Origin of the sequence: Pseudobutyrivibrio sp. UC1225 (assembly GCF_900115215.1) — a bacterium.
GTDB lineage: Bacteria > Bacillota > Clostridia > Lachnospirales > Lachnospiraceae > Pseudobutyrivibrio.
Genome location: NZ_FOVQ01000007.1, coordinates 93,986 through 116,954, shown reverse-complemented (window position 1 = coordinate 116,954; position 22,969 = coordinate 93,986). Strand labels below are relative to the sequence as shown.

Sequence of the window (22,969 nt, the reverse complement as noted above, 5' to 3'; positions counted from 1 at the left end):
TGCTTTGATGGACAATTCATTTTTGTTTTGTTACTTATATTATCGGATGATGAATTGGAAAGTTTATATATAACGCAAATATTTTTATTATTTTTTAATCATCGCTAGGTGGGCCTAGTTCTGAATAGTCTTCTGGTGGTGGAGGCTCTTCATCCTGGGTGGATTGATTTTCTTCAGAGGGTGGTTCTAGCTCTTGGTCTGAGTCTGGCTTTGTTTCAGATTCAGGTTCTAGTTCCGAAGGAGACTCAGGTTCTGGTTCTGATTCAATTTCAGGCTCTAAATCTGCATCAGGCTCTTCTGGCTCTTCATAAGGCTCTGTCTCTAGGATTTCGTTGTAAATTTCTATTTCTGGTGTTTCAAGTTCCTCTGGCATTACTGGCTCCATGTCCCACGTCAATGTAACTCGTGGACCTACATATATATCCTGCCAGCGCCCCAATGGGTTACAGTGTCCAACTAATCCGAAGGAATACTGATCAACCTCTGCCATTTCAACTTCTATTTTTACCGTTCCGTCTTCAATCAATGGTCGCTCATGACCTTCATTGTCTACAACCGCCATGTACATCTGGCAGGCTTCATCATCCCATGTGTATGGACTGCCTACCATCTCAATTTCACCAAGATTGGTAATCTGAGCCGTAACTGTAACCTTTACAGGCACCTCACTTTGGTTTAAAACCTCAAATCTGTCACTGTAGCGCGAGAAATCGTAATCTCTGTCATGATTTCTGAATAAGATTGTTGCGCCACTATCTACGCGACCACCACCGTATGCTGCTGCATCTGTTAGATATATAAGCTGCTCCGGATCGATAAAGAAATCCAGTGGAGATTCCCCTTCTTCTGGAAGAGAAGGGAAAATCACTGAGACTACAGGCTCTTTGTACTCTGGAGTTTCTGGAGTCTCTGGTGTCTCTGAAGCCTGTGGTGTCTCTTTATTTTCTGAATTTTCCCCTGCAGGAGTTGGCTGCTCCTCAGTTACTGGAGTTGTTTCTAGAATTGTATTTAGAATTGGTGTTGTGTCTGTTGTTTCTGCAGCTTCAGTTTCCTGCTTATCTTCTGCTGGTACTTCCTCAACTACTTCTTCTGGCTCACTTGCGAGCACATTAACTGGAGCTGCCAAAATTGCTGCCAGCGCCAATACTTCTATTCCCTTGAAAAATCGATATTTCTTCATAGCAATGCCTCGCAGATTATAAAACTACATACTAATCTGTTATAAGCATTATACTCCCTATGTGTTAAAAAACTTTGATTTGTAATATATATCGGATGATGGAGGTATTTTTGTAATTTGAAATCAGTTTTTCACTGTTTTAGTGAATTTAGGGTCTGTTTTAATAAAAAAATCACTGTTTTTCTAAAAAACAGTGATTTTCTTTTTTATTCCATTCCCGAATTTACAAAAACTTCGTATATTTTTTGATATCTATATCCCTTCTTCATTACACTTGGATCTCTTATTAGTATTCCTAAATCAACCAACTGTTCAATAATTCTAGATACAACATTTACAGAAACCCCTGAAGCATCCACTATCTCCTTCTTTGTAAATACTATCTGCTTATAAATTACAGGCATAATCTTATATACAGAATTGCCTCTAATTGCCTTTATTAATTCCATGTCTTCTTTATATATTTCTTTAACCTTTTCTAGCTTATAGATATAGGATGAACACTGGTCTATTGTACATTGTAGGAAAAATTTAAGGTATCCAATTATGTTCCCACGTCGTAATTCCATTAGACTTCTTTGATATGAAGGTTTATATAATTCAATTATTTCAGACATAAATAACAAAGGTCGTGTATCGTCAAGCACTGACATTTGCACTGGAATCAAAGCTCTCCCTAGTCTTCCGTTTCCATCTTTATATGCATGAATAGTCTCAAACTGAGCATGAGAAATAGCTACATTTATCAAAAAAGGATCAATAAACATATTATTCATGTACTCATATAGATTGATAAGAAGTCCATATACCTGTTCTGGAACCGGTGGAACAAAGGTTGCTGTTTCAAGAGTACATCCTCTTGGTCCAATCCAATTTTGGGTAGTTCTGATTTTACCAGGTGTTTTTTCTGAACCTCTAACACTATCAAGTAATATCCTATGCATTTCATTAACCAGTTCATAATTAATACCGGTGCCTTTGTTTTCCTCAGCATAAGATAAAGCCTTCTTTAAATTCTGTATCTCTTTCTTATCATCAGTTTCATCTAGATATTTTAAATAAAACATCTCATCCTGAGAGATTTGTGTTCCCTCAATTTGAGTTGACTTATAACTCTCAGTAAGAATAACTGAATCTAAGAAATAGGATGCATCAAACTCAAGAGTATTAAGAATTGCTTTATATTCTCCATACTTAGAATTCGCTTCAGCAATAAGTCTCAGAAGCTCCTTATCCATTTCATATTCTAATGGCATATTTTTTGCTACATATGGTTCCATTTTGATATTTTTTAATACTCCTAACTTAAATTTTTTCACTGTTTTTGATTATATTATAGTATTTCTAAAGCAAAAAATCACTATTTTTCTAAAAAACAGTGATTTTTCATCATTAAGATACCTAAAACAAACTACTGCATAATTATTTATTTTTACGTACTTCCTGTATTTCAGCATTAATTTCTTCTAAAGACATATCGGCAATTCCGTTCTCCTCAGCCCTTTTGCTAATTTCTTTCATTACTCGAATTGCATCATTATCATCTATTTCTGCACTATTTCTCATGTTTATACTATCCATATTGAATCTCCTTTCTCTTAATCCTCCCTTTTATAATTCCGCAAAACACTTAGCCCCAAAATCCTCAAACTTCACCCAGTAATTATCCAAATGATTATTTCCATTATTCTTTTTGATGTATAGGTCGAAATCCATTTTATCCATTCCAAGTGCTTTGAGATGTTCTCTGTAAAACATGCAACCCTCGCGCATAGTTCTGCGCTGAAAAAACTGATTGAAGCTACCATAGGATACACCCAGCTTGGCTAATTCCCATGGATATAGCTTACCATTACTTAAATCTTCAGCCTTTATAAGCTCGCGGTTCTTTATCTCGAAATCCATAAATGGAGTGTCAATGTAATAAAGGAGTCCCTTTAGATTATTTATTAATCTAACTTCTGCCATAACTGCTGCATCCTCCTTTTGTATTCTTCAGCAAAAGATGTGTGTAAAATTTGTAGGTAATGAATTTCCTCTACACCTTTATAAAGAGTCCTCAGATGATACTTTTTATTTAACTCAAGTAAGAAATCAAAAGGATCTTCTCCATATGGCGAAACATACACATTATTCATTGCTTCCTCGAAGCTCTTATAATTGTCTCTGTAATAGTCATGCTCAAACAAGCCCATACCATTATCAAATACTAGTGGAATCGAGTATTCTCCTGTGTTTGAATTAAAGAATAAACCGAAGTTTCTTGTATGCCTGTCCACATTTCCAACCAGGCAATCTATAACCGCCAAATCTATCATGTATTTTTCGGCCTGAGCATATGAGATCCTTCCTATTGTTGCAAGCTGATTGGCACACCATTCCAGCTTTAGCGAATTTTTAATTTTACCTTCTCTATATTTGCTGTATACATGCTTGCGGTTTGATTCTTTGTTTCTATGAGCATTCCTGAATTTACTAATCTGTCAATAACTTTACTTCTGAAATAAGTTGATGGTGTAACCCCTATTTCTGTGGCAATTTCTTTTACAGTATGTTTATTGCCGTAGCAATATGAAAGAATTCTTAAATCATTTTTTCCTTCCAGGATTTCTTCTACGTATACAGCTGGCGATTCAGCAGTAATATCTATAACGCCTTTTTCAAATGTTAAGTCAGGAAGAGTCAATGTAAATGAATTTGAATCAGCTGTTATAAATGGTGCAAACTCTTCTCCTGACTTTGCATAATCTTCTTCTATATAGTCAAATCCAGAGCCCTTTTTTTCCATGTATTTACACATCTCAAGAATATTACAAATGATATCGTTTCTTCTACGAGGGATAATTGATGCTATATTTTTCTCCTTATAAAGTTCTCTTACTCCTAAAAGCGCTCCTGGAGATGTTATCTCAAGTCTATCTGGGAAAATATTTATCTCAACTTGAGTACCGTGCATGTAGTAGTTCCTGTGACCTATAGCGTTTACGACACCTTCTGTAACAGCTCTAGGTGGATAAGATACATAGGGTACAGTTTTAGTATCAACTTTTCTAAAGCCATTAGCAGAATGTGAGCTGATAAAATTAATAGTTTTTTCCAATACAGATAGTATATTACCTGTATACTCTTCTGAAGCTGTTACGATAGAGCCTCCTTTTGTTAAACCAGGCCATACTGTAGCCACAACCTTTGTCCTTAAACCATCGTAATCATCTGCAAAAAGCTGCATTCCTTTAGATATAAACTTATCTTCTGAAATTGCACCTTTAGATATAAGTTCTTTTTCAGAAATCTTGGATTTTCTTTCTTCGGCAACCAAATGAAGCTTTTTATAATTGTTTTCCGTATAAGGAATATCAATTATAGCGGTGTCAAACGGAGTATTGTCACTCATTAAAATAAGATCTTTTATCTGTTCTGATGTAGCAATATCGGTACGTCCATAATTTCGTACATATATACCAAGCAAGCCTTCTTCGTGTAAGGTAACAGGTAAATTTTTACTTTTTGCTACTGTCACTTCTATGATATACCTTGGCTCATTGCCTGTTACCGCGTTAATTCCCTTTATGTCATAGGAAATACTTGGATCAATACGTTCTTTTATCTGGCGGTGTATCATCAAAATGATTTTATCGGCTGTTTTTTTGTCTAATGCTACAATCTTATGTGTGTCATCTTCAACACCTATGATTAATTTGCCACCTTCGGTATTAGCGAATGCCACGATTGTTTTAAGCCAACCTATTTCAAGATTTTTTCCTTTATCGCTTTTTCCTTCTTTAATTATTCCTTTATATTCAGTGTTTTTATTCTCCAAACCATATTCTGGAAACATCTCTTCTAGACGCATAATGTAATCCTCCGACGGGTCTTTATATTAGAATTATAAAAAAATACAGTGAAGTTGTAAACAAAAACTTCACTGTACTTCACTGCTAACTTCACTGTACTTCATTATCCAATTCACTAACTTCATTAGATTTCCAGTATGCACTCAAAAATATAATCTCTCGGCTGATAAAACATGTCTGTATTATAATTTGATATAGCATCAGAAATCCAAGAAGTATAGACTTCAATCAACACTTTTATGACATCCTCATCTTTTTTACAAATATGAGGTGTTAGTATTAGCTCGCTATTGTATAGTTTCTTTACAATAACCAGCTAATCCCACCTACTTTTGTCTAGTTCTAGCTGATTATTGCGCCTTTTTCCACATAACATAATAGTCTTGAAAAAATAAAGAGCCTGACGAGTGACGCCATACTCCTTAGCCAAAGCACTAAGACTTTCGCCACGATTGTATCGCTCTTCTATTTCATTTATCTGCTCTTCGCTTATTAATTAATTGTCATTATACCTAAACCAGCAGCCTACATCCCCCGTGAACAATCTTATATTTATCCTTATTCAGCATAAAGTATATTGTCTCCAGCGTTTCCCCCATGTACCCAATGTACCTGTCAGACCGCTGATTACCCTTTGGATCAGAGTACTCTTCCACCTTCTCAAGTATCGGAAATAGCCACTGGCAGTATTCCTTTAGTACCGATTTCTTAGCCAAGATTACATTGTAATTAAATAGCCATTTCTGCTGTAAAATCATTTTGACTGCAGGCATCTGCTCCGGATGAAGCTCTTCCAGTGCCCTCAACAACGCGTCCCAATCTTCATCCTTTATATATCTTTTTCTATGCTCCAATATATCAGGCTCATAGGTCAGTGGAAAAGGTAATACCACGTCTATGTCGTTAGCCTTTATTCGCCTTAAATCATCTTCAGACAAATCGAGAAATCTTCGATACTGACATAAGCCATAATAATTTGATTCATTCCCAGCCTCATTCAGCACATTCTTCCACACCCAATACAATCCCGTAAGCTCGCAGTAATTTCCATTCTTGTGGGAAATGTTAATACCAGTGTCATCAAACAGCTGGGCATTCATGTTGTCAGGCCCCGCTGCACCCACATGAATTGGAATCATATATTTCGGAATATCGTATTTACGAATCAATGGTTTGTCGTACTTTGAACATGCCATAAATACATTAAGACTAGACTGCTCACGCCCTGCATCAAGGCTATAAACAGAAGAGTACCCTACACCTCGCTTGCTTGCCTCAGTGCATAGATTATTCAGTTCTTCATCCTTCATTAATGTGATATTGTAGAAACCTGCTGCATGGAGAGAATCAACTATCCCATCCATCACATTTGCAGGCGTAGCCACAAGGATTTGCACATCAGATTTGTCTGCGCATTCCTTAGAATAATCTTCAAGAGTGAGCACTGGTAGACTTGCCAAAGAAGATGGATTGTTTTCATAACTAGTCACTAGAAAACACTCCACCTTTTTATCTGAATTTGAAATTGTATATGCCTCATAGACAGTTAGCGCTATGCCCTGGGCTCCGAATATTACAGTTTGCATGATTTCACCTTACTCACATCGCATAAAGCACCGTCTCAAGTCCTTCAAAAGAATAATGTCTCAAATAGAATTTATAGTCCCGATTTAACTCCAAAATGTACATCGGAATTTCCCAAATATCTTCCGGCCTATGATAAACACATATAGCAAGCTTTGGTCTCTGATCCGCAATAATCCGTTTTGCACCCTCCAAAGCTTTTAGCTCTGCCCCTTCAATATCCATTTTTATAAACGTAATTTTTTTATCTGAAAAAACATTATCAAGGCTGGTTACTTCTATTGAATCAACACGTCCCTGGTTCGCTTCAGGGTTCTCACATATGCATGAGCCTGCTGTTCCTTTTGCGTCAAAGAAAACGGTGCCATCCATGTTCCATGCACCTTTTCGTATGATTTCATATTGCTCATCGGTAATCCCCTTAGCCTTCATATTTTCCACAAGACCCTTTATGTTCTTTTCATCTGGCTCAAAACAATATGCATACCCTTTTCCATCACACCATTTTAAAAATTGTACTGCCGACATTCCATCGCAACTACCAACATCTGCAAATACTTCGTGACCATTTGCACGTGGCAGTTGCTCTAAATCAAAATACTGCTTTCCCTCAGTCAAATCATAGAGGATTGTTCCGTCGATAATATTGCTAATATCGACCCCTTTAGAAATCAGATACTCTTGCATCTCTTCTTTATATCTCTTTGAGGTTATAACAATATAGTCTCCTTGGTAATCGCTAAGATATTTATCAATCTGAACTATTGGAATTGAATGCAAACTTTCTCTGGAATCATCCTTAGTTATGATACATTTCCACTTAACATCTGGAGTAAGTTTTATCAATTGTGCTCCATATACTCCCGCGCCATATAAAACCAGGCCTTCGTCACAAGAACTAATTCTATCAATAAACTCTTTCCATTCCTCGCTCTGGCATACTTTAATACGAAACACATCTCCTAATTGATTCAAATATTTATCATTCAGGGTGTCACTATATGAGACACGCAAGTCAAAGATTCTTTTCGATTCGTCATCCATTAGAACAGATTTAATTATTTCCAACCCCTTATCATTCATTACACATTTCCTTCTGTAAATCTGTTGACAAAATAAAGTCTCTTCCTTTTACCCATCCTTTAGATAACAATAACTCTTCTACACTTTGTGGATTTGCAAGGGCCACAAGTATAGGATGACTTTCTTTATCTAATGCATCCATTAATGAAATGATTTCGATATCATTAATCTTTTTACCAATTTTATTATTATCGTTATCGATTATATTTACTATCTCAATCTCTGTACCTAATGCCATGTTTGCAAAACTAAATCCATAGTGTCCTGCGCCAAAAACATATATTTTCCCATCCCAATTCGGTAGCATCCTCAGCAATGTCTTATAAAGTTTTTCCTTTGAAAAATATTTTTTTAGCTTTTCAAAACGTTCCGGACCAGATGATAATATAATGGTCTCTTGGTTCTCAGGAATTATTTCCACATCATAGCCATAGCTATCAATTATTTCTTTCCAAAAATATCTTCCAAATCTATGCCAGGCATGACATCCAAAAGGTAACTGTCCACCGTGAAGCTTGTGACACTCCTCAGGATGCATTTCATATGCAAAATCCATAGAATCCGGTCTTTTTGCGATCTTTAAATATTCACTTCCAAAAACTGCTATCGCCATATCCTCTGGCACAAGCATTTTTCCATAGTCAACCGTAGCTTTGCATTCTCGAATCCATCTCAAAAATGCTGAAACCTTCCTCAGGGAAAAGCCTCCGTTGGCGAAATACCATAGGCTTTTCTCCGTAGTATGGCACTCTAATCCATGTAACCATTCTGCGCCTATATAGTCATACCCAAGATTGCAAAAATACTCTAACTTATCTTCAAAAACGAATGCATCCAACTGATAAATGAGAATATATTCATAATCCTCAAATAACTGATAGAATTCCTCACTTAGTACATACTCGCTGTAGGCTTTTCTGCTAGACAGATATTCAGCCCTTACTGAAAGTAGCTTCTCGTCATCCGCATAGTCTATAGTTATCCCCTCCGGGACCACCAAAAACCTATCGTATTTTTTTAACACCCTTCTGCATTGAGTCAATGATATTTTTTCATTGTTACTCAATTTTGCTTTGTGTGAAGGAATAACAACAGCAACTTTATTCATCCTTATGCATCCTCAATACCCCATGAACCAATCGAGGCGGTTGATTCATATTGTCTGGAAACACCATATAACCTTTTGTAGTCTCACCAACAAATCCGATTGGTTCTAGTATCTCCCTTATCTTCCTTTCATCCTCCAGATTATGATATACACATACTGCAAGCTTCATTTTATTCCTGTTTTTAAGGTAATCTCTTGCCGCAGATAGTGCCTCTACCTCAGCACCTTCTATATCCATTTTTATAAAATCTATATCATATTCTTTTGCCAGACTGTTTATAGTTACAAATATATCATCATCCTTGTTTCCTAAGCATTTATTAACAATTACTACCTTTTCCTTCCAGGGTTCAAAGGTCTTTTCTAAGGCTTCATTCCAGCCTTCATCGGCTTCAACCAGAATTATCTTTTCAGCCTTCTCTGCTAGTTCTAACGAGAAGTTACCTTCTGCTGCACCACAATCTAAAAGCACACCATCATCAAAGGAAAAGCCATCATCCAAATATTTATGTGGTGACATTTCATCCTGCTCAATTAGCAAGGATGCTATGTACTTTTCTGCTGCACCTATGGAGGAGAACTTTCGATTTAAATAAAGTTTCTTTCCATTGTAATTGGCATAGTAAAGCCCACAGCTTTCATCTAAAACACAACTTATACCATCTTTATATTTTTCTACAAAAGTATAATTAAAAGCTCGTAGTCTATCGCTTTTTTCAACGGTTTCGATTATTCTCCTTTTATCCTGATCATTCACATCTATACTAGAATAATATTCAAGGAAATCCTCTCTCTGCCAATAGGTCCAATGAACTATCTTACCTTTTTCTACCTGTAGCTCTTTTTCAAGCTGAGAATATATTTCCTCATAAATCGTGTCATTAACACATATAGCAACTTTATCATATTCGTATTTACGAATATCTGTTGGAGAAATAACCCCTACTCCCTCAACAGTTCTTCCCCACTTTGACTCATTGTTATCTAGAAATGCTATCGGTGTTATTCCCTTATTTTTTAAGTATCTGCATACTCTGACACCAAATTCTCCAGACCCAAACAACAATACTTTCTCCATAAATTTTCCCTATGCTTCTATCCTTGCAATTATTTCTCCAGAATATTTCTCCCAAAGTTCAGCAGGCATTTCTTCGTAACCTTTTTTGTCAACATACTCACTGACTGTTTTATATGGCACGTCGCATCTTTCCTCTGCTCCCCTTAGGAACCACTCGTACTCAGTATCAAGTTGACCAATGTCTAACGCCCAATGTCCTTCCTTGGCTAAATCATAGGCAAGCACTGCCGCTGTTGGTCCTACTATACCAATAGTCAAATGATTTGCTGCATACTTTCTGGCCGTAGCAAGTATTTCATCATATTTATTAAAGGCATCCTTGTCTGGAACAAGAATTCTTTCTACGCTCTTGACGTTCTCAAGAAGGTCGTTACCTAAACCAAACCTTGTGTGGTCCCCTTCAACAATAATCACATCCTGGTCTTGCCATATCTTTTTAATTAGATTAAATTTTTTTCTAATCACTTCGGGATTTTTATCTTTATAAATAAAATATGGTCGCGACACATATGCATTGCCATATTTCTTTGATACATCGAGAATTTCCATGTGAGCAGCACGAACCGATGGAGCTAGATACTGCCTTATTCCATTAGCTGCTACATCTGTGTATTTAGATAGATTGCCATAATTGTCCGCAATGGCAATCAGTATTCTAGAATCATTTGAATTTATTATTTCCTTAAGCCTAGCCGCAAGCTTCTCATCTACGTTCTGATAGCGCAAACGTAGCCTGTTTAACATCATTTCAAACTCGCCATCACCATAGCGAACCAAACTTTTCTTTGCTCCTAGCACCTCCTGTATGGTCTCTTCTTCTGTCATTACATATGGAATTTCTTTTTTCTCCAAGAGACTATCAGCGTTGGTTTCATATGGCAGATTATAAAGAGTTGGTTTCACTACCTCTTGGGTGTATTTCCATGTTAATTCGGCTTTCCATTTTGAAGAATCAATCACTTCTTCGTAAGCAGGATTGTCCGCATCTTTCTCGTCAAAAAAGCAAATTATTTTCTCTGCTGGAACCCCGCTTTCTATTAGTTCCTGACGTATTGGATTAAATGACATAATGCTCACTATTACATAGTCATAATCTCCACAAATGGATTGCTCATTTATTATTGGGATACCGTCTACATCCACCTGCTCCTGGGCATAGTTATCGATAAAGGCTTTTATTTCTATATCATTTACCAGACATTTTTTTAGATAGGAGTACCCCACTCCTCGTCCAAAAATATAAACCTTTTTCATTACTAATCCCCTATCTTTTCTGCTGTATTGCTGCTGGAATAAGAAACTTTTCAGCCTCTGCTCCTCTACAGTACCTACACATGCTCAGATATCCATTTTCAACCAATCCTAATTCAAAAGCCAATACATCTTTCTTATCCTTAACTGCATCCATATCAAGATATTCATCAAGGCCTACATCCTTGCCAGAATTCTCGGAAACACTTCTTGCCATTACGCAATAGTAATACTTATTTTCTCTGATTTCTCGACAAGGCGTGTTACAGGTCTTGAAAATCCTTTTTAGTCGTTCTTCATCTTCCCCATTGTCTACTTCAAAGAATCCATAATCAAACCACTGATCCTTGGAGGTATCTAGAAGTACAGTCTTCACTCCATGAAGTTTTTCCAAAAGCCTCTCATAAGACTTTTTTAGATTAGGTAACGTATATGAATAGTCTGAAATTCTAACTGTCACATCATACTTTTTTATCAAGGCTATCAGAGTATCATCTGGTGTGATGGTACCATTCGTAGTTATAGAAAACATTATTATTTTTTTTCTATAATTTTCTCCGATGTATTCTACGGCCTTGTCCAAGTCTTTATATAAAAATGGTTCTCCACCAATTAGTACAAATTCCTTGACGATATCCACATTTTTGAAGAAGCTATCTGCACTTTTCTTTACACTTTCAAATGACATATCCTGCTCGTCTCTACTCACTTTATTGCAAGCATGTGCACATGCCTCACAACGCAAAGTACATCGCTCCGTTACACATATCTGAGCCAGATTTACAAATATTTTTTCATTACGGAAATACGATATTAATGGTAATATGTCCTTCAAAAAATGTTCCCAGTCAGTATAGTCTTGTTCAGCCTCTAAGCCATTTTTCTCCAGCTGTTTTCCTATCGTCTTGGTATTATCTTTAGTTGCCGTGATTACAATATATGACCTGTTCTCCTTGGCGAGAAAATCTTCCAAGGAATAAACCTTCTCCCCTAAATATCCACTATCCTGCTTACTTTTATCGTTATCAATAAATCCCCCAAACAAGGCATAGCGAATAAGCACTGGATACAATTCCTCACCCAGCTTCCCGCACCCAAAGATTGCTACTTTTCTTTCTTTAGGAAGATATGTTGAGATTTGATTGTATTTTTCTCTTAGTTCATTCATAACCATCATTTAATATCATCCGGAAGAATCTTTTTAATTTTCTCAACAGAACCTTTTGTTAGATAGTAATCATTTAGACGCTTTTTTGAATATTGGCAAACACTATTTCTTGTTCTTTCACACAATTCATGCGTATAAAATTCTTCCCAACTAAAAAAGTCTCTACTATCTGAATAATTCCATGTCTCATCCAAGATTTCACTAGGTACCTGTACCACTCCAGATTTTAAAATCAAGTATTCAAACGACTCAGGTGCATAAATCCTTGCATCTTTTTTAGATGTAATAATATACTCCATACAATCCTGTATCTCTGGGCCAAAAGCGGCGCCATCTACTATTGCAAGGACATTATCTTCTGATGACTGAGCCATCATCTTTTTTATATTACTTTTCCCTTTGGCCGAAACACATTTTGCAGCATATATTTCACTAAAGAAATCGTTGCCTGAGTTTGAATCTTCAGTAATAACAAGCATCGGTTTACTGATTAGCGTCTCACTATTTCCGTATAACTGATACATCTCGTTATACACTTTCTTGGCGACTCTATATTTATCCGCTTCTCGATTCTCTCTTAGCCCATATATCTCCTCAATACTATATGGTAACTGTGACATTTTTTCTCGTGAGACTATAATAAAATAATGGTTTGCTTTTTTTACTTTTTCAGCAAACTCTTTACTCTTTAAAAAACTATTACCCTCGTCTATAAAGAATATTCTTTCTTCATAGGTATCAATAAACAAAGTCCCATTTTCTTCGGTCAACACATTACAACTCTTCTCACATTTAAGAGTAATACCAGATGATTCTGGACTACTATTATATAGTGACAAGAGCCTTATCAACTCGGATTTTCCTGAAGCACTATCTCCTCTAAGAACAGTAATATTTCTTTTTACCGTTAAATGATAATGAACTTTGTTGTTATATAAATCAATTTCGTATTTACCTATCATCCGATTGTACAGCCTCCACTAGTCCAACAATCCGTCAATAACTACTTTTTCTGCTAACTCTTTGGGAGAATGGACTATTTCACTAGTATTTTCAATCTTAATATCAAATTTCTCGCATGGGAAATGCATCATATGTCCTAATCGAACTAAGACATCTTTTGAATTTCCAATTTTAAGTAACCATTCAGCACAGTTATCACCACATGCTGAAGCATTATAAACGTGCTCATCATCAAATGCTATTTGAATAAGAGTTTTGGCACCACCTGAAATTCTATTAATAGAAATAGATCCCAAAAATGGACTGACTACCAAATTAGGACCCACTAATTCAGATTTATCAATATCCTTAACTATTTCTTTTGCTAAGTCGCTTTCAAGCCACTCATCGGAATATGTATTATCAAAAAATAAATCTGGATTATTAATATAATTTTTTCCTGTATAGTCTCCAAAATATATTTTCAGCATATTTCTTCCTCTTGTTTATAAAAAATGCTGTAGCCTTAGCTACAGCTAAATTATACACTATATAGTTTTTTTCATCCATTAGATGTGTTAAATATGAATCCTCCATTCACATCATAGCCTCTGAAAAGAAAGATTTTTCAATACATTCCCTCCAGATGATTTTACTAGGGTCAACTTGATAATCAGTTATCAGCTCTTCTCGAATTACCTCAGCCAATGAGGAATTCTTGACAGCTATTATTATCAAATCATAATCTTTTGACAGACCTTTTTTTATGGATTCTAAATCATAGTCACATTGAAATCCTAATTGCTCATAGTTTTTATCAACCCAGGCAACCAGATTATCCTGAGCATTATTTCGACGTACATAATGATACAGTGCCTGCCCACATGCATTTGCCCCATAGATAATATATTTATTATCCCTTAGTAACTGAGGCTCATAATTAAATTCCCAGATATTTAACAGTCCATGATTTATTCCATAAATGCACTCTAGAGTATGTGATTCTAATTCCAAAACATATCTTTTCAGCTGCCTTATTAGTTCATCCTTTTTTCTACTATCCTTAAACTTATCATAAAGTGTTGAATATAACCTGTAGGTATTCATTATTAGCTCAGGATTACAATCATGGCACATAGAATCATTCCTTATGCAGTAGTGATAATAAGCTTCATGCAGAATATAAATACTCTTTATCTCCATGCAATAGGAATACAATGTAGTGGAATCCTCGCCATAGAAAATGCGACTATCAATTTCTCTGAGTATTTTTTGAATGATATCCTTTTTGAATAACTTATTTACTAATGTTGGATATAATCCAAAATCATTTTTCTTAAAATCAAATAACATGGATGGATATATACTATCAGCAATATCTTTATATAATCCTTCTCCATAATTATCCATAACTATTTCTTTTTTTTGACCTGAATTATACTCACGAATTATTCCTGAAGATATCAGGTCTGCACCAGACTCAGAATATACTTTATATAATTCCGCGAACATCTCTGGCTCAACATAATCATCACTATCTACAAAACCAATTAGGTCATATGTGGCAGCCTCAACGCCGGCTAATCTAGCAGAGGTAGAACCGCCATTTTCTTTATGAATAACCTTAATATTTGAATATTCACCACTATATTTATCACATATCTCGTCAGATTTATCCATCGAGCCATCATCAACAAGTATTATTTCTATTGATTCAATACTCTGATGCAATATGCTTTCAATGCATCTTATTAAGTATTTTTCTGAATTATAAACAGGAACTATAATACTTATCATTTTTAATTACTCCCATTCATACATTAACAAAAAAGCGCCTCGCATCATAACGATGCGAAGCGCACTTCAAAACAATATTACCTTTTACTCCCCATCGACCCTATATTTAAAATTATTGTATTTTACATGAGGTGCAACCTTTAGCAACCTTTATACTTAAGGTGCAAGCTTTAGCAAATCACACAATAATATTATCCTTTTTTCATTAATCCCCATATCTATCAGCTCTTTGGTAATATCTAAATAATCCCTAGCAGGTGTAACAAGGATAGGAACTTCATCTAACGGTATTTCACTTGGTTTCTTTACAGATATATTCTTCGAACCCATTGCAAATATTTCATTATTATCCGCTCTCTTATCAAATATTCCTTTTACTCTATCTGAATTTGACAGTTTCAAATCAGACATAACCATACGTCCAATTTCTCCTAGTCCATATACATATATCTCGTCTATTTTATTTTTATCTAATATATCTTCTACTCTTTTACCAGTTGATGTTAATTTAGAATAGTTATAGTAACATATCCCCGAAACATCCGATTGAATCTTGGCAATTTTATTAGCTCGTGATATATCCATATTTGAATCTGCATTTTTACTTTGGATTATATCGTTCATGTCAAGATGATCAATAAATTCATCAAATCTAGCTTTTTCTTTCTCTTGAATATCTCTCGGTAAGTTATTATAGTCGAAAAAGATCCCCATTAATTCCGCCTGAAGTATTTCTCGACGTATTTTCTCACTCGTATTTTTTACTATATCTTCAACAATATAATAAGATTTATATACACAATCAAAATTATTAGCTCTTATTCCCACCAAAGACGTATCGCGTCCCATCTGATGATTAACTACTACTGCGTCACTCAACGAAACTCTTTCCGCATTAATAAGAACTGAAACATAAAAAGACCAATCGTTAACACATTTCAAATCATTAAATTCTATATTATTATTTATCAAAAAATCACGTCGATAAATTCCACTCCATGGTGCGCAAGTGAGTTTTCTTATCATTAAATCTATATATTCCCTAGGATTTAGCACTCTACCATCGAAGAATTTTTCATGAACGTTAAAAAGAGAATACTCCACGTATTCCTCTTCTTTTTGTGTTCCGCTATCAGCCTTAAAGCAAAAACACCTAAATTTCAAGCAATCCAATTTACTGGCTACTGCTTGACTATAAATTTGAGAGTAAACATTATCATATATATAATCGTCTGCATCTAAAAAATGAACATATTCCCCCTCAGCTTTGCTCAATCCAAGATTTCTAGCTACTCCGGCATATTTTCTCGATTGTTTATATACCTTTATATTTGAATAGTTTTTTTGATACCACAAAAGAATATTGTAGGTATTATCTGTCGAGCCGTCATCCACACATATAATTTCTATGTCTTCTAAATCCTGACGCATAATACTTTGCAGACACCTATCAATATGTTTTTCTCCATTATATACTGGTACTACAACACTGATTTTAGGTTGCATTTTTCCTCCGTCCCCGATAACGTCCTCAAAAAAGAATCTCAGTAATTTTATGGCAAATAGTCAAAAGGTAAATAACGTAACTCTAAAAATATATCTTTGGCCGAGGTTTCATATAATCTATATACTTTACCTTTAAATTTTAGGTTATCTTTTAACATGATATACATATCTTTTTCATATAATGCACTAGAAATAACGATTTCTTCGATATTATAATCGAGAATATCATTAACACTTATAATAGGTCTTCCACAATAATATTTTTGTCCTGACAAACAATTCGTCTCAATATAGAAAACTTCTGCATTAATACTACCTATTACCTTTTCGTACCATAACATAAATTTATCAGTATGATTTCCCGTCCCATATATACCTATTCTTTTTTTTGATGATAGTGGCAACTTTTCTAAATAATTCTTTATTGTAGTTAAATATTTAATATATGCCATATTAGCCAATGCCCGTTCACCAAATAATATACTCCATAAATTCTTAGTGACTTTACGAAATATCATTTGGAATTCAGTGATTATTTTGGCAGTTTCAAACGATAAATTACTAACCTTAAATATATCTAATTCTTTTGCCACTCGATCTTGGAGTCTATTTAGCTCTCTGTCTATTTTTATCGTTGAACTAGTATCAAATACTATATTGGCTGCACTATATATATTAATTAATGATTTAAAATAAAATCTCACGAATACATCTTTGTATTTATCATCAATCGTACTCTGTAACTCTTGAATATAATCCCAACATTTTTCTATACAAAATACCAACTGACTCCATTTTTCATATGTCATTATTGAAGTCATGGTAGAATTATCCCTATATCTCCTTACATATAGTTTTTCGGGTATATATTTAACACTATTTGCACTTACTGCAGTAATAAAAGAAAAATAATTATCTTCAAATATTCTTACAGGTGGAAACTGCGCATTACTTTTCTTAAGATAATCTAACTTAAATACTACAAGACATGGAGATTCTCTATATCCCTCTGGATAACATTCTGCAAAATAATCCATTCCAGACATCACATTTTTAGGAGCAACATTAGTCCTATTGTATATATCCTCTAACTTCATTATAGATGTTTCACATACTGTTTTTGCATCGAAATAAAGAATATCTATATCTTCTACACTTAAATTTTTCTTTACTTTCTTAACATAATCTGGATATAAGTAGTCATCAGAATCAAGAAAACAAATATACTCACTGTTAGCTTGTTTTATGCCTTTATTTCTTGCAACTGCTTGCCCTGTGTTTTCTTGATTTATTAATGTTATATTACTATTTGCTTTAGCATACGAATCACAAATCGAGCCTGATGAATCCGTCGAACCATCATTTATTATTATTATCTCATCAAACTTTTCTGTTTGAGACAATACGCTTTCGATACAATTATCAATATATTTTTCCGTATTATATACTGGAATAATCACACTTAATGTTACACTCATGTCTCATTTCTTCCTTTATTGAACATGTTGATAATTATATTATTTCGTTTCTAATAAGCATATAAAATCGTTTCATACGTGTTTGAAAAATAATTTCTATAATTAATTTTATAATCTGGATTTAACACCAATAGATATGAAGCTATTTCAATAAAATCAATAGGTTTATGATATACGCAAATTGCCAGATTTGGTTTATTACGTATAATGGTTTTTCTTGCCCCCATTAGCGCATGAAGTTCACTACCCTCTATATCCATCTTTATAAAAGTTATTCTTTCTTTATCTAACATAGAATCTAGTGTAACCGCAAATGCAGAATCAATCTCTCCCGAACACATATTACTATCACAGATTACTCTCGAACCAGCACCATTTAGTGAAAATCTTAAAGTCTCTTTCTTATCCCATAATGCGTAATTATATGCTTCTACCCTTTGATCATTCTTCGTATTATCCACTAAATTTTCATAGGTTATCCTATTCGGTTCAAAAGCCATAATTTTTTCGAATTTATCATTGCACCATTTTTTGAATCCAACTATAGTATCACCATTATTTGCACCTGCATCTACAAAAAAATCATCACCGCTCGATTTAAACGCATCAAAATATGTATTTCCTCGCTTTAAAGTTATATATCGGTGTCTCGGAATTACAATTTTATCTTTCGAAATTCCGCTCGCTATTAGCTCAGTATATATTTCCTTCATAAACCTTTTAGAACCCACAACATATTTCGCTCCAATATATTTCTTCGCAGCTTCTTCAATAGATTTTATTTCAATCCCTTCAACAGTTCCTTTTTTTAATCTATCTGTATAGCATAATATCTGGTAACCCAACTTACTCAATACCGTTTTGTTTAGCAATCCATCATGTCCTGCAGTGCATATTATTAAAGGATCTTCTATTTCAGGCGCTCTTAACCCATCAATCATTTTCCAGTCATTATACAACATCATGTTTGAAGTTACATATTCCCGCTCATCACATGATATAAGATATTTTAATCTCATATTAAAAATCTTTTTCGATTCATCATCCGAAAGATGATCATAAATGTTATTAATTGTTTCAAGTATTAATTCCATTCCCTCTCCATTCTATATTTGATTTGTTATACAGATTTCCTTTGTGGCAACAATTGGACAAACGAATAAACCTTCGAACTTATATTTCTCTTTTCAAAATCGTTACGTATCTGCCCCTCCCTAAGTAAGTTACATATAATAATCGCATCAACTTCATGATTATTACATAATATAACTAAATCCTCTAAACCACATACTCTACTATTAGCGAACTCATCAATAAATGAACTTGGATTCTTATCGCAAATAGTTATATCTACCCTATTATTTTTTTCTATATCCATTTTTGCTATACGAAGAATATCTGTCACTCCATATAAAACTATTCTACATAAACCATTGTCCTCTAATATCTTTCCTAAACTAAATCCATCAACATAGCTCTCTAAATACTCAAGTAAAATTGGGTAGTAATACTTTCTTCTAATATCATCATCTATTAAATCTTTTCTCAATATACTGGTGATAACTTCATCTATTATTCCACCATTCAATAATTCTTGATAAAAGATACTTCTATCAGGATTTTTTTGAACTGACATTTCTAGTGCTGTATTATTTCTTGCGATTTGCTCAATTGATACTGATCTATATTCCAAATTATCAATAACGCTTTCCCATAACATCTTTCCTTTTTTTGAATTTATGATTACTGCGCTAATACCTAAATAAGTATCTATACCTGGTATTTCCATTTCTACGTTCCAGAAATCACCCAATATAATGTCATTGTATCCACCTACCCCTTTACAATTACATTCATAGCATGACTTTCTAAGATATAAATTCCTCAAAAAACCTTGCATATATATATCGTGTTCATGTCCATCTATATATTCATTGTTATCAAAGTCTATTTTCAAACTAAATCTATTCCAACCAAATGTCTTATCCCTAAATGATATGTTTCTTATTTTACTTTCATCATATTGTCCCATCTTTAGACTTATATACTTTTTCCATACTAAAGGCGAAGGGACACCATGGCATACCACAGCTATTCCGTATACTTTATCTTCATAATCTCTAAATATTTTTTTTAAGGATTCTACCTGACATGGCGTTCCTGAGAATAGTACTTCTTTTCCCGCTAATAAATCGTTAGTTATTTCCTCCCAGCATTCTGAAACATTGCTCTGCACATATTTTGATCCCATCAATATATCTATATCTTTTACTTTGTCAATACGTATATGTTTTACCTCATTTGGGCTTACAAATGCGGCACCATACACTATCCCTCCTGCTTCTATAAATTCTTTTGCCAAATGATAAAATATGCCACCGGAACTACTTTTTTGTTTTATTATTTCATCCTTTGAGCACGCTGCATATGCTTTCGATTTAAAATCACTATACACCTCTTTCCTCGTGCAAAAGCTCATACACCGCCCGCATTCTATGCATTTATCTTGCATAACATTTGGACGCAAAAAGCCCTCTTCATCCTCAGTCATACTAATACATTTCGTTACACACACAGCCATACATCCACCACAGCCTGTGCACTTTTCAGCGTCTAAAGCTTTTATAGATTCCATCATTTTTACCTTTTATAAAAAATATAATTACAATTCTAATGCTTGTTTCAAATACAATAACGATTCCTCTTTTTTCTTACCTATCTTTCTTTCAATACTTAAATAATCTAACTCAGATTCTTGACAATCATCTCCCCAATTAATTATCCTACTCTTAATATCTATATATGAATCAAGTGTTTTAAATCGGCTGCTCATATTCTTATCCACATATGTATAGAACGGAATATGAAACTTAAGTGAAAGGATTGTTCCATGATATGAATTTGTTATTACGAATGTCGCATTTTTTATAAGACATAAAAAACGTTCAATATCACTATAAATAACACATTCTGAATCTGGGAATAAAATCTGCCCATTATTATTCCATAAAGTATGTTTTACTTTTAGTTTTTTCTCCGCAGCTATTTTATTTACAATAGGCACCACTTTATAAAAATCATTGCTATGTTGTAGCCAATAAAAAAATATATATTCGCCTCCATCCTCTTCTCTATTCCCAATCAAATTGATATATTCGCTTTCATTTATCAGCAGCGTCGGATCAATTACACAAGAACATTCTTTTCCGCTCATAGCTGTCACAAAATCCTGATGTTCAATTTCTCTGACACTCAAACTATCAAATTTAGCCAAATATCTGCTAAATTGTTTCTTGTTTTTTTCCGCTTCTACAACTGAACATCCTATACTAGCAGCGTAAGATATTTTTTTTATTCCTGCGCTTACATTAGGCAAAAAGTATTCTTTGGTATTTGAAAATGGATTCCAAATTTGATCACTACCAACACATAATGCATCGTATCCTTCTCCAGTAATTGTTGATACTGTTCTAGAATCCATTTCGCATTTCTTTTTCAAAAAATTATCAAATGCTTCTCGTTTATTAAGCCATTGTTTATGTTCATATTCTGTCTTCCAAATACGAGGATATCTGTATTGATTCGGAATATAATTAATTAAATTAGCGGTTATCTTATCAAATCTGTTTAACACCTTTTGCAACGCGTAACATTGTAGGACTGCTCCGTAATTGTCAGCATAGTGGAAAGTTGCTATTCCGACTTTCTTCATCGTGTTCTATACCTCTCTTTATATCATATGCCAAATACAGGTAATCAACTGAACTCTTCATCCCACGTTCATCTAAAAGTGATACTATTTCACCATGATATGCCAATGGTATTATTAAATAATCATTCTCATCAAATACGTGTGAAGGTGCTATTACATTTTCTCCCTGTTTCTTATCATCACTATCTATATACCCTGATATATTTAAATTGCCATACATCTCCAATCCCTTAGCTAAAATCTCATTTTTCTTACATGCTCCCCATATCCAAAATCTACTCTTTTTATCGTTTATATAAAACCTATATTCATTAATTATTTCTTTTGTTATCTCCACCGGTAAGTCCAACGCTTCATTCAACAATTCTAATTTCTGTACGAGATCTATTTTTCTTAAAACACTGTTCAATTGCTGATAATACGATTCACAGAATCTATCTTTGATACTTTTTAAAATACTTACCTTCAATTCTTCAATATCTTTAATTCTATTAAATCTTTCTTGATACGTCTTAAAACTGTGACTATGACTATCGTCTCTGTTTACATAAATAAAAAGCTTCTCATTTATCGTTCCAACAGAATATTTTGTTAATAATGGTAATAGTATCTGTAAATTCTGCCCCACTCTACTAGTAATAATTTTTTTTTGTTGAAACTCAGAAAAAAAATCTCTAGTATGCACCATAAATAACGCACCAGTACATCCACATAACCCCCAGTACAATTTTTCAAACAATCTTTCCTTTATTTCACAATTACTTATTTCTCCAATGGGTATTTCTATTTGTTTTTCTTCAACGATTATTCCTTTACACATTACTATAGAGTTAGCATTACCTCTTAATAAATTAACCTTCGTTTCTATATGATTACACAGAAGAATATCATCTGAATCCATCCACATCAAAAACTCACCACATACATATGGTAATGCAGAATTTATCGCAGCGGCTTGTCCCTGATTAATTTGTTCTATATATACTGTCTTTATTCCAGCCTGCCTCATAAGATAATCATATATGTTAAAAACTTCTCTAGTCCCATCAACCGAGCCATCATTAACAAATATTAATTGGATATATTTATATGTTTGTTTAATTAATGACTCAAAAAAACGATGTACATATTTCTCTCCATTAAAACATGGAACAATTATTGTTACCAAGTCATTTTCATAATCCATACAAATCACCCACATTAATAATTAAATAATTTCTTATCAATA

Annotated in this window: 22 protein-coding genes; all 22 read right to left on the bottom strand. The window is 34.0% G+C overall.

Annotated features, from left to right (window positions below; translation table 11 throughout):
* Positions 1-94: 94 nt before the first annotated feature.
* The gene (locus tag BMZ41_RS15655; protein ID WP_090529394.1) at positions 95-1,180 is read right to left on the bottom strand and encodes a hypothetical protein; all 1,086 of its coding nucleotides are present in this window, start codon (positions 1,178-1,180) and stop codon (positions 95-97) included.
* 206 nt (positions 1,181-1,386) lie between these two features.
* Positions 1,387-2,460: a Fic family protein gene (locus BMZ41_RS10345; protein ID WP_090529391.1), complete on the bottom strand. Its 1,074-nt coding sequence runs from the start codon at positions 2,458-2,460 to the stop codon at positions 1,387-1,389.
* 142 nt (positions 2,461-2,602) lie between these two features.
* Entirely contained in the window at positions 2,603-2,761 is a 159-nt protein-coding gene (locus tag BMZ41_RS10340; protein WP_176754491.1) for a hypothetical protein, read from the bottom strand.
* 30 nt (positions 2,762-2,791) lie between these two features.
* Entirely contained in the window at positions 2,792-3,148 is a 357-nt protein-coding gene (locus tag BMZ41_RS10335) for a hypothetical protein (protein WP_090529388.1), read from the bottom strand.
* On the bottom strand, positions 3,130-3,498 hold the full coding sequence (locus BMZ41_RS10330) for a HipA domain-containing protein (RefSeq protein ID WP_090529385.1): 369 nt from the start codon (positions 3,496-3,498) through the stop codon (positions 3,130-3,132). The genes BMZ41_RS10335 and BMZ41_RS10330 overlap by 19 nt, the downstream gene beginning before the upstream one ends.
* Before the next feature lie 68 nt (positions 3,499-3,566).
* A complete protein-coding gene (locus BMZ41_RS10325; RefSeq protein WP_090529382.1) occupies positions 3,567-5,033 on the bottom strand; it encodes an RNA-binding domain-containing protein in 1,467 nt (488 codons plus the stop codon).
* Between the two features lie 317 nt (positions 5,034-5,350).
* Positions 5,351-5,527 (bottom strand): helix-turn-helix domain-containing protein, encoded by a 177-nt coding sequence (locus BMZ41_RS16145; RefSeq protein WP_090529379.1) that lies wholly within the window; start codon positions 5,525-5,527, stop codon positions 5,351-5,353.
* A 19-nt stretch (positions 5,528-5,546) separates the two neighbouring features.
* Complete coding sequence (locus BMZ41_RS10315) at positions 5,547-6,524, bottom strand: DUF4422 domain-containing protein (protein ID WP_177184206.1); 978 nt, start codon at positions 6,522-6,524, stop codon at positions 5,547-5,549.
* A gap of 109 nt (positions 6,525-6,633) precedes the next feature.
* The gene (locus BMZ41_RS10310) at positions 6,634-7,701 is read right to left on the bottom strand and encodes an FkbM family methyltransferase (protein WP_090529372.1); all 1,068 of its coding nucleotides are present in this window, start codon (positions 7,699-7,701) and stop codon (positions 6,634-6,636) included.
* Positions 7,694-8,809, bottom strand: coding sequence for a DUF5672 family protein (locus BMZ41_RS10305; RefSeq protein ID WP_090529369.1), 1,116 nt, complete (start codon positions 8,807-8,809; stop codon positions 7,694-7,696). The genes BMZ41_RS10310 and BMZ41_RS10305 overlap by 8 nt, the downstream gene beginning before the upstream one ends.
* Positions 8,802-9,887 (bottom strand): FkbM family methyltransferase, encoded by a 1,086-nt coding sequence (locus BMZ41_RS10300; protein ID WP_090529366.1) that lies wholly within the window; start codon positions 9,885-9,887, stop codon positions 8,802-8,804. Before BMZ41_RS10300 ends, BMZ41_RS10305 begins: the two co-directional genes overlap by 8 nt.
* Positions 9,888-9,896: 9 nt before the next feature.
* Positions 9,897-11,141 carry a GT-D fold domain-containing glycosyltransferase gene (locus BMZ41_RS10295; RefSeq protein ID WP_090529363.1) on the bottom strand — a complete coding sequence of 415 codons (1,245 nt, stop codon included), beginning with the start codon at positions 11,139-11,141 and terminating at the stop codon, positions 9,897-9,899.
* A gap of 10 nt (positions 11,142-11,151) precedes the next feature.
* Positions 11,152-12,315 carry a radical SAM family protein gene (locus BMZ41_RS10290; protein WP_090529359.1) on the bottom strand — a complete coding sequence of 388 codons (1,164 nt, stop codon included), beginning with the start codon at positions 12,313-12,315 and terminating at the stop codon, positions 11,152-11,154.
* Complete coding sequence (locus BMZ41_RS10285; RefSeq protein ID WP_090529356.1) at positions 12,312-13,268, bottom strand: hypothetical protein; 957 nt, start codon at positions 13,266-13,268, stop codon at positions 12,312-12,314. The genes BMZ41_RS10290 and BMZ41_RS10285 overlap by 4 nt, the downstream gene beginning before the upstream one ends.
* Positions 13,269-13,286: 18 nt before the next feature.
* Positions 13,287-13,739: a DUF4869 domain-containing protein gene (locus BMZ41_RS10280; protein WP_090529353.1), complete on the bottom strand. Its 453-nt coding sequence runs from the start codon at positions 13,737-13,739 to the stop codon at positions 13,287-13,289.
* Positions 13,740-13,845: 106 nt separating this feature from the next.
* A complete protein-coding gene (locus tag BMZ41_RS10275) occupies positions 13,846-15,045 on the bottom strand; it encodes a glycosyltransferase family 2 protein (protein WP_090529351.1) in 1,200 nt (399 codons plus the stop codon).
* Positions 15,046-15,201: 156 nt separating this feature from the next.
* The gene (locus tag BMZ41_RS10270) at positions 15,202-16,551 is read right to left on the bottom strand and encodes a glycosyltransferase (RefSeq protein ID WP_090529348.1); all 1,350 of its coding nucleotides are present in this window, start codon (positions 16,549-16,551) and stop codon (positions 15,202-15,204) included.
* A 47-nt stretch (positions 16,552-16,598) separates the two neighbouring features.
* The gene (locus tag BMZ41_RS10265) at positions 16,599-18,029 is read right to left on the bottom strand and encodes a glycosyltransferase family 2 protein (protein ID WP_090529345.1); all 1,431 of its coding nucleotides are present in this window, start codon (positions 18,027-18,029) and stop codon (positions 16,599-16,601) included.
* Between the two features lie 50 nt (positions 18,030-18,079).
* Entirely contained in the window at positions 18,080-19,123 is a 1,044-nt protein-coding gene (locus BMZ41_RS10260; RefSeq protein WP_090529342.1) for an FkbM family methyltransferase, read from the bottom strand.
* 26 nt (positions 19,124-19,149) lie between these two features.
* Positions 19,150-20,667, bottom strand: a complete 1,518-nt coding sequence (locus tag BMZ41_RS10255) for a Coenzyme F420 hydrogenase/dehydrogenase, beta subunit C-terminal domain (protein ID WP_090529339.1) — start codon at positions 20,665-20,667, stop codon at positions 19,150-19,152.
* A gap of 24 nt (positions 20,668-20,691) precedes the next feature.
* Positions 20,692-21,741, bottom strand: coding sequence for a polysaccharide pyruvyl transferase family protein (locus BMZ41_RS10250; RefSeq protein WP_090529335.1), 1,050 nt, complete (start codon positions 21,739-21,741; stop codon positions 20,692-20,694).
* Positions 21,704-22,927 (bottom strand): glycosyltransferase family A protein, encoded by a 1,224-nt coding sequence (locus BMZ41_RS10245; protein WP_177184205.1) that lies wholly within the window; start codon positions 22,925-22,927, stop codon positions 21,704-21,706. Before BMZ41_RS10245 ends, BMZ41_RS10250 begins: the two co-directional genes overlap by 38 nt.
* Between the last annotated feature and the right edge of the window lie 42 nt (positions 22,928-22,969).